Consider the following 15,358-nt stretch of genomic DNA (forward strand, 5'->3'; position numbering starts at 1 on the left):
TCAATCATTGGTATTCAATACATAAAGTATATACACAAGTTACTTTAAGATATAGACCCGCTGCGTTGCAGTGGTTACAAGTAAGTTTAGGATAATTTGCTTTATGCAGACTGCTTTAATGAATCTGAGATTTCATCACAGTGCTGTTTTAAAATTTCGATAGCCAGTTTGGTTTTACCTGCCAAAATATCTCTTGCTGGGGTAATTGCATACACACTGTAGGTGGGCAGTTGCCAGTCAGTGCATAACTCAACGAGTTCTCCTTCTAGCAATAATGATTGTACTTCTGGCTTTGGTAAAATTGCATAACCAACGCCATCACACACTAATTGAATAATACTGTGCATGTTATTAACCACGATACGTGGTTTTGGGAGCGCTTTTTTTTGGCTGTTTAAACTATGCGTTAGTGGGTGATCTGCAGTGCAATGCGAGATACGAGTATGATGGTTTAACTGCCAAGGCGACAGTGTGCAATGCTCAGCCAATGGGTGACTTTTATGCACACATAATACGAGTGGCCACTTCGCCAAAGGCCGAGCAACTAAACTTGAATCATCCAGCGGGCCAATCGCTATAGCCAAATCAGCGCCCGACTTTATTATATCAAGGGGTTCGTCAGATAAAGTCAGTTGCACATCAAAATCAGGGTACTGGTTGGTTAATTTTTTAAGCGGTTCACTTAATATTCCGCCACCAAATCCAACCGGTGCTACTAACTTTAATTGACCACTAGGGCTGTTTTGTAAATATTGCAGCTTTTCACCAGCTTGTTTTGCAGCGGTGAGGATGGTTACACAGCTTTGATAATAAATCTCGCCAGCCTCGGTGAGTGTCAGTTCTCGTGGACTGCGATTAAATAAGCTCAACTTAATATCAAGCTCTATTTGTTTGATTTGTTGGCTAATTGCTGATGTGGTCATGGCAAGATCAACTGCGGCTTTACTCATACTACCCGTTTCAACAATGCGCACAAATACAGTTAATGTGCGAAGTAATTTTGTATTCATTTGGTTAAGTCTTACTTAATACTGTTTTAAGAAAATACACATTGTAGAAAAAGGAACATCTCACTACCATGCAAACGCTAATTATTATCATTTAAACTGCATTTGTCACGGAGAAAAATCATGAACACGGTAAGTTGTAAGTTAATACCGTTAACTAGCGCCATTTTAACCGCGCTTAGTTTATCCAGCTCAATAGTGTTAGCTGATGAAACGAAACAAGATATGGAAGTTATCGTGGTATCAGCGTCAGGTTATGAGCAAATGTTAAAGGACGCGCCAGCAAGCATCAGTGTGATTGATCGCGCAGATCTGGAAAAACGCTTTTATCGTGACTTAACCGATGCAATGACCGATGTCCCTGGAGTTGTGGTTACCGGCGGTGGCGATCGCAAAGATATAAGCCTGCGAGGCATGGCTAGCCAATACACATTAATTTTAGTTGATGGCCAGCGACAATCATCACGTGAAACAAGGCCAAACAGTGATGGGCCAGGTGTTGAAGGTGCATGGACACCGCCAATCTCTGCAATTGAACGCATTGAAGTGATACGTGGGCCTATGTCGTCCTTGTATGGCTCAGATGCTATCGGTGGGGTGATAAACATTATTACTCGAAAAACACCCCAGCAGTGGTATGGTGAGCTGCGTTTAGACAGTACAGTTCAACAAAGTAGCGACTCAGGTAATACTAATCAAGGTAGTTTTTTCGCAGCTGGTGGACTTGTCCCAGAATTATTAGGTGTGCAATTATATGGGCAGTTTTCCAAACGTGACGAAGATAACTTTACATCAGGCTTTAGGGGCAAAGAGCAAAGTAACCTTAAAGCGAAGTTTATTTTAACGCCAAACGATAATCACGAAATAATGCTAGAGGTTGGCAGCGCGCAGCAAAAATTTGAAAACACACTGGGTAAAACAGTTGAACCATTGGCGCCGGGTGAAAGCTGTGGCCGAAGAGGTTGCCCAGAATCATCGACAACAGAGTATGAGCAACAAACTTACTCGTTAACCCATAACGGTTATTATGACTTTGGTAACTCGCGCAGCTATTTAAAATACGATAAGTACGATAATACTTCTCGTGAAATGTTTGTTGAAAACACGGATGCGCAAACCAGTTGGACTTTACCGATTTTTGCCGGTCATAACGCGACGCTTGGTGCAGCCTACTTAAAAGAAGTGCTTGATGATTACACGAGTAATAGGATCAGCGAGTTAACCCATGTAGAAAATAAACAGTGGTCGGTATTTGCTGAGGATGAGTGGAGCACCAGCGACAAATTTAAGCTCACCACAGGTTTGCGTTACGACCACGACGATAATTTTTCAGGCCATTGGAGTCCACGTTTATATGGAGTTTATACCGCGTCTAAGGCTATCACTATCAAAGGTGGTATTTCGACAGGTTTTAGAGCGCCTAATATTCGTCAATCAAATGCAGACTGGGGACAAGTAAGTCGAGGCGGCAATATCTATGGCAACCCAGATCTTAGTCCTGAAAAGTCATTGAATTATGAAATGGGTATTTATTACGATCCACGTGGTGATTACACAATCTCAAGTACGGTGTTTTACAATGAGTTTGATGACAAAATTACGCGAATTGCATGCCCACTTACGCAATGCACGGATGGCCAAAATCAGTTTGGTTCAGATCCGACAACCTATGTAAATGTTGATGAAGCCGTGACTCAAGGGTTTGAATTTTCAGTTTCTTACGACTTAACCAGCGATTTAGGTTTAAGCGCTAATTACACTTATACCGATTCTGAGCAAAAAACCGGGCAATATAAAGGCAGTCCTCTCAACCAGTTACCTAAACATATAGTGCAAACATCGTTAAACTGGCAGCCAAGCGATAAGTTAGGGGGGTGGTTACGTGTGCATTATCGTGGTGAGGAAAGTCAACCAACCACAGGGCCTTCACAAAGCAGCCTAATTGCACCTAACTACACGTTAGCCGATGTGGGTGGTAATTATGTTTTGACTAAAAGCGTAAAGTTAGGCTTTGGTATTTATAACCTATTTGATAAAGATATCACTGAGAATGAATATGGTTATGTCGAAGACGGACGCCGTTATTGGGCATCGCTCGGGTGGCAGTTTTAATGCATACCACTTAGTAACCCCTACTTAGGTTAAGTAATAAGGTCTCAATTGAGGCCTTATTTTATAAATGGAGCTTTATAACTAACTGAAAATATAAATACACTATTGCTGATGAAAAGTTTCTACTCTAAAGTTAGATTAGGGCGTGTTTCTATTTCGAAATTGCTTTACAGCAATGTGTTTGACTTTTAGGCAAGGATGAGCTTATGTGGTGTGGTTATTCCTCATAAATAGACGATAACGCAGCATAACTGGCAGGCATGCGATGGCCTAAGCGTTACGGCTAAATTGAACAAATTTTAATTCTGAAAGGTCAGCGTGCCCGAGTAAGATAAATATTTAATTACAGGCTATAATAATTAACCAATATGAAGAGGTTAAATAAGATTTTTTAGCTACAGCATCTGTTACTATGCAAAATAATACGAGGTATTTATTTGAATTTCCTTCGAAGCTTCCATGATATTGTATCTGATCAAAGTCAAAGTTTTGACGAGAAAACGCATAGTTTGCTCAAGTTTGGCCTTGATGTATTTAATTTAGATATCGCGATTGTTAGTCAAATTGAACAAAATATTTATACCGTGCTCTACGTTATAACACCTGATAATTCTTTAGCTTCAGGTACAACGTTTGATTTAGAAGGCACTTATTGTGTACATACACTCGCAGCAAATGCCGCGCTTACTTTTCATAAAGCGTCGAGTAGTCGCATTGCAAACCACCCATGTTACCTAAATTTCCAGCTCGAATCTTATATTGGTGCGCCAATCAAAGTCGGTTCAAATGTATTCGGTACAGTTAACTTTTCATCACCGGCTGTATCAACTCCCTTTTCACAACAAGCCCATGACTATGTTGAGTTATTTGCACAATGGCTGGGTGCTGAGTTTGCCCGCAAGATCACCAATGAACAGCTCATTAAAAACAATAATACGCTGTTAAAATTAGAGACTGTAGCAAATATTGGCACGTGGGAAGTTGATTTACTCACTGATAAAGTCACTTGGAGCGAACAAACACGGCGTATTTACCAAGTTAGTGATAGCTATGTTCCTGATCTTAATGCTGCGACTGAATTTTTTAAAGCAGGAGAAAGCAGAGAAAGCATCGTTAATGCAGTGAACTCTGCAATACAAAGTGGCGAGAAGTGGCATCTCGACCTCGAACTTGTTACTGCTAATGGGCAGACTTTATGGGTCTCAACATTTGGTGAAGCTGAGTTATTAAATGGTCGATGTGTGAGGTTATTTGGCACCTTACAAGACGTAACTGAATCGGTCATGCTTCGCGAAGAGTTAAAAAATAAAAAAGCAGAAGCAGAGCGCATGTTAGAAGATAGAAGCATGCTACTAGCTAAAATAAGTCACGAACTCAGGACACCATTGAACGGCATAACCGGAATGTTAACCACGCTATTAGGTGAGCGCCGTGAAGATAAGAGAGTTGAAAAACTAAAGATTGCTCTGCGTAGTGCGGATATTTTACTGAGTATAATTAACGAAGTGCTCGACTTTTCAAAAATAAATCACGGTGAGCTAAAACTCGAACCAAACCATTTTTTATTAAAAACAATTTTTGTTGATCTTGCTTCGTTGTACATTCCATTGTTTAAAGAAAGTAAGGTTGATTTTCAAACAAATATAACGATAGCAGATGACTGTTGGGCCTATTGCGATAATGCTCGGCTGAGCCAAATTGCGTCAAACTTATTAAGTAACGCGTTAAAATTCACTGACGAAGGCTTGGTAAAATTTAATGCTGATGTGAATGTAGTCGATGATAAATTAGCCTTACATCTTGAAGTGTGTGACAGCGGAAGGGGGATGACTAATTCATTTTTAGATTCATTATTCTCACCTTTTACACAAGAAATAGACGCAAAAAAGAGTAAAGGTGGCACGGGCTTAGGTTTGGCAATCGTAAAAGAATTAATTGATTTTATGGGGGGGATAATAACAGTTGATAGTACGATTCTCCAAGGTACGACATTTATCGTGGATATCCCACTTGCAGTCGGCGCAGTACAAATTGAAAGTAATCCTCGGGTAAACGTTGTCACAGCGGCAACTAATTTATCGGTTTTAGTTGTTGATGATAACCAAATAAACCGATTGGTACTGGACGCTTCGCTTGAAAAACTAAATATTAAAGCCGATTTTGCAGTTGATGGCGAAGACGCAATTTTAAAGTGTAAGCAAAAAAAATACGATCTTATTTTCATGGATTGCGTGATGCCGCAGCTGGATGGACTTGAGGCCACTAAAATTTTACGAGCGCAACATATTTGTCCTTATGCAGATACTTTAATAGTGGCATTGACTGCCAACACATCATCTACCGATAAAGTTGCGTGTAAAGAAGCAGGCATGGACATGTTCATTTCAAAGCCTTTTAAACTACATTCGATTGAAGAAGCGGTTGCTAATGCTGTGGGCAAGCACTAGCGTAAAGACAAGAGAGTTTACTGACAGATAAACATAACGTGGCCTAATATTTGTATGTATTTTAATGTGGTATTTGATAAAACGCACTATGATTAGTTTTATTATCGTAATATATTATTATTTCTTTATAGATCTCAACAGCAATGAATCGTATCCTAAGATACCTTATACACTATTACGCAATAATTGATTGCTTAACTGATGTGTACTGTAAATAAATAATGAAGTTTGCAACTTTACTGTTTGAGGCATGGAGTTAAATGAAAAATGCTGGGGTGGTTTGTCTCACTGATGTACTTGAACTGATGCTTGATGCTGTGTGCGTGGTTGACAAGCAAGGGGTATTTGTTTTTGTGAGCGCGGCTTTTAAAGACATTTTTGGTTACGAGCCTGCTGAAGTAATTGGTAAACCGATGCTCGACTTTGTTTACAAAGAAGATCTTGAGATCACGCTTGACGCAGTAAATACGTTATTATCTGGAGGCTCTAAACCGCGCTTTGAAAATCGTTGGGTGAGAAAAGACGGGCAAGTGGTGCATATATTATGGTCTGTTCGCTGGTCTGATTCACATCAGTTCAGAATAGCCGTTGCTCATGATATCACCGAACGTAAAGAATTTGAAAAGCAATTACAACATATGGTGGGGCATGATCAACTAACGGGGCTACCCAATCGTATGTTGTTACTTGACCGTATTCAATCAATATTAACGAAAGCTGACCGACAGCAGGTTGAATTATCGCTACTGTTTATAGATTTTGATGGTTTTAAAGAAGTTAATGATTCATATGGGCATCAATGTGGTGATCGACTATTGCAAGCTATTGCAGCTCGGCTACAAGGGTGTGTTCGAGGGTCTGATACTGTTGGGCGTTTAGGCGGAGACGAATTTTTAGTTTTACTTCACGGAATTAGCCTGCGTTCAGACGTACATAAAACAGCTGAAAAAATCCGCAGAGAGTGCGAACAAGTATTTGTGATAGATGAGCATACATTACAGCTTTCAGTTAGTATCGGTATCGCCAGTTATCCTGAAATGGGCGAGAATGAACAACAACTTATCCAGCATGCAGATCAAGCAATGTATGTTGCGAAAAATGCTGGGGGCAATCGTATTGTCTAAACGCGTTACTCCCCTTTGATTAAAATCAACATTTAGTTTTATAACTAATATTTTTTACGTCTTTTTGGGGTTGTTAGTTGCTGTCTTTCCTTGTCGACATTGAACTGCCAACTGATGCTGTTATCACTAAAATAATAGCTAACCATTGCCAAATAGTTAATAACTCGGCTAAAATTATAAAGCCAGCAAGTGCCGCAATCGCGGGCTCCAAACTCATCATAATACTAAATCCTTGTGCAGGCATATTACGCAGTGCAATCATTTCCAGGGTGTAAGGTAATGCACTTGACATAATCGCAATCAATAACCCTAACGGGATCACTTCCCAGCTTAGTAGTGCACCACCTTGAGAAATAGCACCATAAGGAACTAATATAAGCGCCGCCACACTCATACCAAGCGCTACGGTCATCCCGCCAGAGCTTTGATTACCGGTTTTTTTGCCAAATAAGATATACCCAGCCCAACATGCACCAGCACCTAGTGCCAGAATCACGCCCAGTAGGTCGAGACTTTCTTCACCTTTCATATCCGGGAGCAACATTACGATCCCCGATATAGCACAGGCGACCCAGAATAAATCCCGCTTTCGTCGAGATGATAGCAGCGCTACCGCTAACGGGCCGGTAAATTCAAGTGCGACTGCAATCCCTAATGGAATACGCTCAATGGCGTAGTAAAATAAAATGTTCATACCGCCCAAGCATAAACCATAAACAATAATTGGCATGCGTTGACCAAGTGGCGGAAAGGCGCGCCAAGGTTTAAACACTAAACACAATATAGCCGCTGAAAAACCTAAACGAAGTGCTGTTGTCCCTTCTGGGCCAATTATTGGAAAGAGTTGTTTAGCAATTGAAGCGCCTGACTGAATAGTCATCATGGCAAGTAATACGCAAATAACAGCAATGAAAAAAGGAGGAATAGTGCGTTGCATTGTTGTCCCTACATGGTCAATTTTCCGCGATTCTACTGATAAACTATCTGCTTGAATAGTAAAATCGGTTTAATTACATTAACTTTAGAGGCACCCTGTTGGAATTGAAAGTGATTTTGGCAAGGTTCATCTATTACTAAAAAATAACACACGATAAATCGCTTTTAAATCAAGTCAGTGAAATGCTCTTTTTAGTATATTAAATTAATCTGGATGTACTGGGACAGGGCCACGTACAACAGTCGTGTCATTGCTCATTTAAAATACCGCTGATGGGCTGGCAGTATTTAAACGGTTATAATTAATGTAAATCGGTACATACCCAGGAGCATAATTTTTTGCGGAGTTCTATTTGTGGTAACTCATTAATATGAAATACATAGTCACTAGAGGCAGAACGTTCAAATAACGGTTTATTACCATCAAATTGCGCTAATCCATCATAAAATTATGTTGATGAATACTATGGTGATTTAACCAATACACAAGAACGTGTTGCAGGCAACTTCGCTAACAATCAAAAACAGATTGCGGGTGAATGGACTAGCTTAATTTAAATTTACTTATTTGTGTATTTAAATTAAGCGCGACTTGTGCAAGCTCGCTTGATGATGATGAGATTTGCTCGGTTTGTGAACGCGATTGCACACTCGCGTCTTGAATTCCGGTTAAGCGCTCTGCAATATCTTCGGTAACTTGTGCTTGCTGTTCAGACGCTGCCGCAATGGTGCGGTTTGCATCTGAAATTAAGCGTACTTGGGTGCTTATTTCTTTAAGCATCAAGCCAACTTTTTCTGAGTTTGCTACGGCATCCTTAACGCGCACATCACTGCTACGAATACGTTCAGTCACTGCATTACTGGCAGATTGTAAACTATTAATTTTATCTTGTATTTCGACAGTTGAACTTTGTGTTCGACTTGCTAATGTGCGTACTTCATCGGCAACGACTGCAAAACCACGGCCTTGTTCACCAGCCCGAGCCGCCTCTATCGCAGCGTTAAGTGCTAATAAATTAGTCTGCTCAGCAATGTTACTGATCACATTTAAGATCACCGCGACTTCGTTAACAGAAGACTCTAGCTCATTTAAATCATTAATTGACTCAGTTAATATTTCGGCAACCGATTCAACAGAATGAATACTCTGATTAACGACATCGATCCCTGCTTGTGTTTTAGCATCCGCATCTCCTGCATTTTGCGCGGCTTCAGAGCAGTTTTTTGATACTTCTTTAACCGCAGTAGAGTTTTCATATACTGAGCTTGAGATCACTTCGATTGCTTGACTTTGTTCATCATTAAGCAGCTTTGCCTGTTGTGCAATAGTATCTAGCTCGTTAGAGGCTACTTGCGCTTGTTGGGATTGCGAATTGATTTCTGAAAGTAGTGTGGATAGTTTATCAACCATAATGTTAAAGCTGGCGGATAACTCTGCGATTTCATCTTTGCCAGTATGAACAATTTTACGTGTTAAGTCGCCATTGGCTATCCGCTGTGCTTCGTAAACGAGTTGTGTTGTGGTTTTAATTACCCGCTTTTCGAGTTGTAAATAACATAAAATTAAAATGGTAATTATTACTAACACCAGCACGATGCTAGTAAGGCTCAAATTGGCAACACGGTTATTGTTATTTTCTACATATTGTAAGCTGCTACTTTGAACAGCGGATAGAAATGCTTGCACTGGTGTTTGAATTTTAGCCACTTCATTCATATAGCTTTGATCAGTAAGTAGCTCTATTGCTTTTACCCACTGTTTTGAGTCAGCGGAGCTTAATGACGAAGGTGATTGGCCTGTAAGGGGGCTTACCAGCTGAAATGCACGCTCTTCTGTTTTGACTAATTGTAATGAAAGTGAGTTTGATTTATCAAGTAAAGCTAATTGCTGCTCATTAACGTTAAATTCTTTAAGGCGATCAATATATGATTTTTTACGATCATCTAGCCATGGCTGTGTACCTTGTATCTGCTCAACAAGATGATAATATTCATTTTTATAACTAGGTTGCAGCGTCACAACGTATTGACGGGCAAGTTCTGTTAGTCTGATAGAGTTGGAGGCAGAGAGTTTAGCGAAATGACTTAGTTGATAACGTTGCTGAGCCGATTGTTGGCTATCAGATAATCCTGTTTTTAACAGTAATATGATAATGAGTAGCCCTGCTGCAATTGTAATTGCTAGAGCAAAAACAGTTCTAAGCATTAATCTAATTGTCAAAATTGCCTCTGATGCGATTTAATAATAATGCTAAATAACTATAGAATATAATTTCAATTAACTAAAGAATTTATGGCTTTTATTTACTATTGGGTACGTACTAAATCAGTGAGCAGGTTGCAATAGTATGATAGAAGTGGCAACATAATTGGCAAGCGTTGAGGCGTTGTTTTTACGTGAATAAAGTTTTTTGGCTTATTGTCGGTCGGCAGGATAAATAACGCCAAGTTGCTGTCTTGCTTTATCAAGTACAGCCATCACATTGATACTTAGTTGATGGGTATTGATAGGTGATTCGAGTTGTCCTGCGTTGGCGATTGTAATGAAATGGGCAACTTCGTGACGCATAAAGTGTTCGTCAAATGGCTGTGATAACTCTTCAACAGTGCCATCGTTGGCGATAAACTGCATACGTTTTAACAACGAAACAGCCTCGATTCTAATACGGCCTTGTTCACCTTGGATCTCGGTAAAATTATCACCTTGAGATATTTTTGAATAACTGATCACTGCTTGCTTATCACTATAATTTAGTAATACATCACCAGCACCATCTACCCCTGTTTCAAGTAATACTCCACTGGCTTTTACCGTGTTTGGTGCACCCCAAAGTGCGATCAAGATATATAGCGGATAAACCCCTAAATCGACGAGGGCGCCATTGGCAAATTCAGGTAAAAACGTATTCGGGCGCTCGCCATTTTTGTATTTATCGTAACGAGATGAATATTGACTATACTGACCTATGTATTTACGTGGCGTGCCAATTTTGGCAATGGCTTGTTGTAAAACGGCAAAGTTAGGCAGGTGAGTGGTCATCATCGCTTCCATATAAAGGCGATTATTTTGTTTTGCCGCGTCCACTATCGCGGCTAATTCTTGGCTATTTGCTGCTGCAGGTTTTTCACCTAATACGTGTTTTCCTGCATTTAAACAGGCGACAGCATAGCTTTTATGCAAACTATTGGGGGCTGCGATATATACAGTGTCTACACTGTCGTCGCTGCATACTTGCTCAATAGTCGTAAATACTTTTGCATTTTTTATAGCGTGCTTAGCTAAAAATGCATGACCGCTTTGCTCGGCACGTGAACATACGCCATATAATGAAAAACCACTGACTGTTTTAGCCGCAGCAAGTAAAGTATCGCTAATAAAATTGGTGCCGACTATCACAAAATTCATGGTCACTCCTGATTGTTGAATTGTGCAAGCCAAGCTTGCCAGTCTGCCTCAAAGCCTAACATTTGTTGGTGCTTTTTAGCTAATAGGTGTTTTTGTTTATCTTCACAGGCTTGAAATGGACCTACTCGGCACAGCGAACAGCTATCAACTGCTAAGTAGCTTGGTATAGTTAATCGATTATGGAGTTCAGTTGTTTCTTTTGGGCTGAATACATAAGTGGTGCCACTGGTGTCTTTTACGTGTTTGTCACGATCAACATTACGGATTTTATAGCCAGGGAAAGGGCTGATATCAAATGGCATTTGGCCGATATAGCGTGATTCTAAGCCATAATTTAAGCTGCCTTCAATATTCCACTCACGATATGGTTTAACATCTTTTGAGGTGATGTAGCAAAACATGGGTCCATTGTTATCAAGAGCAAACTCGGTCGCGTATTTAATATATTGGTGTAGCAAAGCGCGGTTGAGGGTATTCATACTGGTTGTTTGGGTGTTTTCACGATACGCGCTTTCCCCGACAAAAGCAGGAATAAGCGGAAATTGAAAAATCACCACATCAAATAGCTCGCCATTTAAGCGCTGCCAAGCTTGCGGGTTAGTCACATCAAAACTATCCAGTACCGTAATGTGATGATCTCGCAGTGCATTTAGTGCGTTATCAGCATATTTTAAGGTAATCGTGGCTGCACTATCATAGGTAGAAGCAACTAACTTGGCCGGCTTTAGATCAGTAGATAAAGCATGAGAAAACGATAAGTCGCCATCGCCAACGGTAAGGATCCGCCAATTAGGATTTAAATACATTAATTCAATTATTCTAGTGGTGTGTTTTTAGCGTCATGATCAATTAAACGTAAAAACGCTAAGCGAGTTTTTAGTCCTTCAATCGCGATTTGTTTGATAATTAAATTAAACGTGATTAATACTGCAAACGCTATATGAATAGGGCCATGAGTAAAGCCTGCGTCAGGATCGAAGAGCATTAAGCCAAACAGTAAAAAGAGTACCACAAGTGCAATTTCAAGCCATTGATTAGAATAAAACGATAATCGGCCTTCACTCTTATGATCTTTCTTGATTTGAATAGCACAAAAAAAAGGGATCACTTTAATTTTGAAATGAGCGCTTTTCTCAACGTAGTTTTCACCGAGTTGATCAAGCTGTTGGCGCAATTGGTCTATCATTTTAGTTCCTCAAAAAGCAGTGCACGGATGGTACATTAATCCGTTTTAAAGGGCGAGTTAGTTAGGGTATAAACTAATACCAATCACAAAAATATGGCAAACAAACACCACTGAGGTTAATACAAAGCGCATTTTTTGATAATCAGCATGGTAGCTTTGCCATTGCGGGCTGGTTTTTTCAAATTGTAATACCAGCCAAAAACTAACCGCTAACCAAGCCAAGGTTATGTGTTGTGGTAAAAAAGCTAAAAAGCCAAGCGGTAAAATCGGTAGTATAGCCTTAACCGCATCTCGATAACTCTGTTGTCCAGCGTGCCATAAGTTACCACTCATAAAAGCCAAAATCGCAATACTATAAAAAGTAAAAAACTGCATATTAAAGTTATTACTACCGACTAATAACGGCCAACCGACACACGCTAAAAAGGGCAATAAGCCTAAATAGCCTAACTGGATATGATTGATGAATTTATTCATGGCTTACCCCAAAATTAACTAAAAATACGTATTCGCGATATTTTTCAGTGAGCATTGTAACATTAGACGCAAAAAAAGCTTTAGCCCTATCTGTCCAGATGACAACGACCACTTTAGTCAATAAAATCGATTGAATTAATCTAAACAATCAATTTTATTAATTTTTATTTACACCTTATTGTATAACTCAAGCCAACGCAGCAGCTTGCGTTGTTTACACTTTAAATAAACAAATGAGGAATACTATGAGCACTTCATTAATTAACACTAAATTACAACCTTTCAATGCAACGGCTTACCACAATGGTGATTTTGTTGAACTATCAGAACAAGATGTTTTAGGTAAGTGGTCAATTTTCTTTTTCTACCCAGCTGATTTTACCTTTGTATGTCCTACGGAACTGGGTGATGTTGCGGATCACTACGCGCAATTACAAGAAATGGGTGTAGAGGTTTACTCAGTATCAACTGACACTCACTTTACTCACAAAGCATGGCACGATACATCAGACACTATTGGTAAAATTACTTACCCTATGATCGGTGACCCAACAGGGCGTATTACACGTAACTTTGGCGTAATGATCGAAGACGAAGGCCTAGCACTGCGCGGTACGTTTGTAATGAACCCTGAGGGCGAAATCAAAATCATTGAAACACATGATTTAGGTATTGGCCGTAGTGCTAAAGAACTCGTACGTAAAGTACAAGCGGCACAATACATTGCGACTCATGATGGTGAAGTATGTCCGGCTTCTTGGCAGCCAGGTGAAGAAACACTTGCTCCTTCTTTAGATTTAGTTGGCAAAATCTAATTCGCCAAGCGTAGCTTAGCTACATTAAGCGCGGCTTAAGTCGCGCTTAAAATCACGTTACCCATTACACAATTTTTAAGCACATTAGTTTTATACAAAACAAGAGTGTGATGGGTTTCCTTTTGCTGAAAACAAGGGCGGAGCCATGTTAGACAACAATATTAAAAATCAATTAAAAAGCCATTTTGAATCGCTTACTCAACCGGTTGAGCTGCTTATCGCCTTGGATGACAGCAAAAAATCAACAGAACTTGAAAACTTGGCTCACGATCTTGCATCGTTAAGCGATAAATTTACAGTATCGAACAACCCTGATATTGACGCTCGCCGTCCTTCTATGGTTGTTTATTCAGCAATAAAAAATACCCATATCACTTTTGCTGGTGTACCAATGGGACATGAATTTACAAGTTTAGTGCTAGCCTTATTACATACAGGCGGCCACGCAAGCAAAGCGAAGGCAGAAGACATTGAACAAATACAATCACTGGACCAACCCCTTAATTTTGAAATTTATATTAGCTTGAGCTGTCAAACCTGCCCGCAAGTTGTGCAAGCACTGAATACAATGGCAGCCACCAATCGTCAAATTAAAGCCACTATGATTGATGGTGCGTTATTCCAAGACGAAGTTGAACAACGTAATATCCTTGCTGTTCCGGCCGTCTATTTAAATGGTGAACCTTTTAGTCAAGGTGCATTAAGCCTAACTGACATTCTTAATAAAGTTGATTCTAAAGGAGCTGCACGTCAAGCGGCGGTACTAAGTGAAAAGCAGCAATTTGACGTACTGGTTGTTGGTGGTGGGCCTGCTGGTGCATCGGCGGCTATCTATTCGGCGCGCAAAGGGCTTAATACGGGCATTGTTGCCGATAGGTTTGGTGGTCAAGTTGCAGATACCTTAGCAATTGAAAACTTTATCTCAATTAAAGCCACTGAAGGACCAAAATTGGTTACCCAGCTTGAAGAACATGTTAAATATTACGACGTAGATGTCATGCATAACCAACGTGCAGCCGCTCTTCAGCGTGCTAATAATGGTTATGAGATCACTCTCGAAAACGGCGCAACGCTTAAAGCGAAATCGTTAGTGCTTGCCACAGGCGCACGCTGGCGCGAAATGAACGTACCGGGTGAACAACAGTATCGTGGTCATGGTGTAGCGTATTGTCCACATTGTGATGGACCGTTATTTAAAGGCAAACCTGTTGCCGTTATTGGTGGTGGTAATTCGGGTATTGAGGCGGCAATTGATTTAGCTAATATTGTTGAACACGTTACGGTACTTGAATTTGCAGATACATTACGCGCCGATGAAGTGCTTATTCGTAAAGCCAATAGCTTAGAGAATATCACCATTATTAAGAATGCCCAGACTACAGAAGTACTCGGTGATGGTAAAAAAGTGACGGGCTTAAGCTATACTGACCGCACCTCAGGTGAGAACAAACAGTTAAACTTAGCCGGTATATTTGTGCAAATAGGCTTAATACCTAACACTGAATGGTTAAAAGACAGTAATGTTGAACTCAGTCAGTTTGGCGAAATAATAATAGATGCAAAAGGAGCGACATCTTTAGCGGGAGTATATGCTGCGGGAGATGCAACGACCACACCATTTAAGCAAATCATCATTGCGATGGGCTGTGGTGCAACAGCAAGCCTAGGGGCATTTGATTACTTAATTCGTCAAACACCTAGTGAAGAGCAACGCGTAGCATAAATTAAAGTCTCTTGATATAACAGCTCTCACCCATTGCTGTTTGTTCACCTAAGCCGCCCTCTCCAAAGGCGGCTTTTTTGGATAAAAAATTGTGCTAGTATTTAGGCTTATTTTTTTAAAGAGTT

The 15,358-nt window shown here is 40.1% G+C and carries 12 protein-coding genes; 5 read left to right on the forward strand and 7 right to left on the reverse strand.

What is annotated here, in order from left to right; genetic code table 11:
• Positions 1-101 precede the first annotated feature (101 nt).
• A complete protein-coding gene (locus J7338_RS00590) occupies positions 102-1,010 on the reverse strand; it encodes a LysR family transcriptional regulator (RefSeq protein ID WP_149980026.1) in 909 nt (302 codons plus the stop codon).
• A 120-nt stretch (positions 1,011-1,130) separates the two neighbouring features.
• Here J7338_RS00590 and J7338_RS00595 point away from each other — a divergent pair, with 120 nt between their 5' ends.
• The 3 genes from J7338_RS00595 (at position 1,131) to J7338_RS00605 (ending at position 6,690) form a co-directional block, all read left to right on the forward strand.
• Positions 1,131-3,119 carry a ligand-gated channel protein gene (locus tag J7338_RS00595; protein ID WP_182797686.1) on the forward strand — a complete coding sequence of 663 codons (1,989 nt, stop codon included), beginning with the start codon at positions 1,131-1,133 and terminating at the stop codon, positions 3,117-3,119.
• 437 nt (positions 3,120-3,556) lie between these two features.
• Entirely contained in the window at positions 3,557-5,566 is a 2,010-nt protein-coding gene (locus J7338_RS00600) for a hybrid sensor histidine kinase/response regulator (protein ID WP_210794609.1), read from the forward strand.
• Between the two features lie 260 nt (positions 5,567-5,826).
• Entirely contained in the window at positions 5,827-6,690 is an 864-nt protein-coding gene (locus J7338_RS00605) for a diguanylate cyclase domain-containing protein (protein WP_210794611.1), read from the forward strand.
• Between the two features lie 73 nt (positions 6,691-6,763).
• On the opposite strand, the gene J7338_RS00610 is transcribed toward J7338_RS00605, so the two are convergent.
• The 6 genes from J7338_RS00610 to J7338_RS00635 form a co-directional block, all read right to left on the reverse strand.
• Positions 6,764-7,627 carry an EamA family transporter gene (locus J7338_RS00610; protein ID WP_210794613.1) on the reverse strand — a complete coding sequence of 288 codons (864 nt, stop codon included), beginning with the start codon at positions 7,625-7,627 and terminating at the stop codon, positions 6,764-6,766.
• A gap of 543 nt (positions 7,628-8,170) precedes the next feature.
• Positions 8,171-9,847: a methyl-accepting chemotaxis protein gene (locus J7338_RS00615; RefSeq protein ID WP_210794615.1), complete on the reverse strand. Its 1,677-nt coding sequence runs from the start codon at positions 9,845-9,847 to the stop codon at positions 8,171-8,173.
• Positions 9,848-10,042: 195 nt separating this feature from the next.
• The gene (locus tag J7338_RS00620) at positions 10,043-11,032 is read right to left on the reverse strand and encodes a Gfo/Idh/MocA family protein (RefSeq protein WP_210794617.1); all 990 of its coding nucleotides are present in this window, start codon (positions 11,030-11,032) and stop codon (positions 10,043-10,045) included.
• A gap of 2 nt (positions 11,033-11,034) precedes the next feature.
• Positions 11,035-11,838 (reverse strand): class I SAM-dependent methyltransferase, encoded by an 804-nt coding sequence (locus J7338_RS00625; RefSeq protein ID WP_210794624.1) that lies wholly within the window; start codon positions 11,836-11,838, stop codon positions 11,035-11,037.
• A gap of 8 nt (positions 11,839-11,846) precedes the next feature.
• Complete coding sequence (locus J7338_RS00630; protein ID WP_145234209.1) at positions 11,847-12,218, reverse strand: hypothetical protein; 372 nt, start codon at positions 12,216-12,218, stop codon at positions 11,847-11,849.
• Between the two features lie 57 nt (positions 12,219-12,275).
• Complete coding sequence (locus J7338_RS00635) at positions 12,276-12,695, reverse strand: DUF3429 domain-containing protein (protein ID WP_210794625.1); 420 nt, start codon at positions 12,693-12,695, stop codon at positions 12,276-12,278.
• A gap of 245 nt (positions 12,696-12,940) precedes the next feature.
• Between J7338_RS00635 and ahpC the strand changes: the two genes are divergently transcribed.
• Together ahpC and ahpF are read left to right on the forward strand one after the other, a co-directional pair.
• Positions 12,941-13,510, forward strand: coding sequence for an alkyl hydroperoxide reductase subunit C (gene ahpC / locus J7338_RS00640; protein WP_145234205.1), 570 nt, complete (start codon positions 12,941-12,943; stop codon positions 13,508-13,510).
• 145 nt (positions 13,511-13,655) lie between these two features.
• Complete coding sequence (gene ahpF / locus J7338_RS00645) at positions 13,656-15,233, forward strand: alkyl hydroperoxide reductase subunit F (RefSeq protein ID WP_210794627.1); 1,578 nt, start codon at positions 13,656-13,658, stop codon at positions 15,231-15,233.
• The last annotated feature ends 125 nt before the right edge of the window (positions 15,234-15,358 follow it).

This window comes from Pseudoalteromonas ostreae (assembly GCF_018069805.1).
Lineage (GTDB): Bacteria > Pseudomonadota > Gammaproteobacteria > Enterobacterales > Alteromonadaceae > Pseudoalteromonas > Pseudoalteromonas ostreae.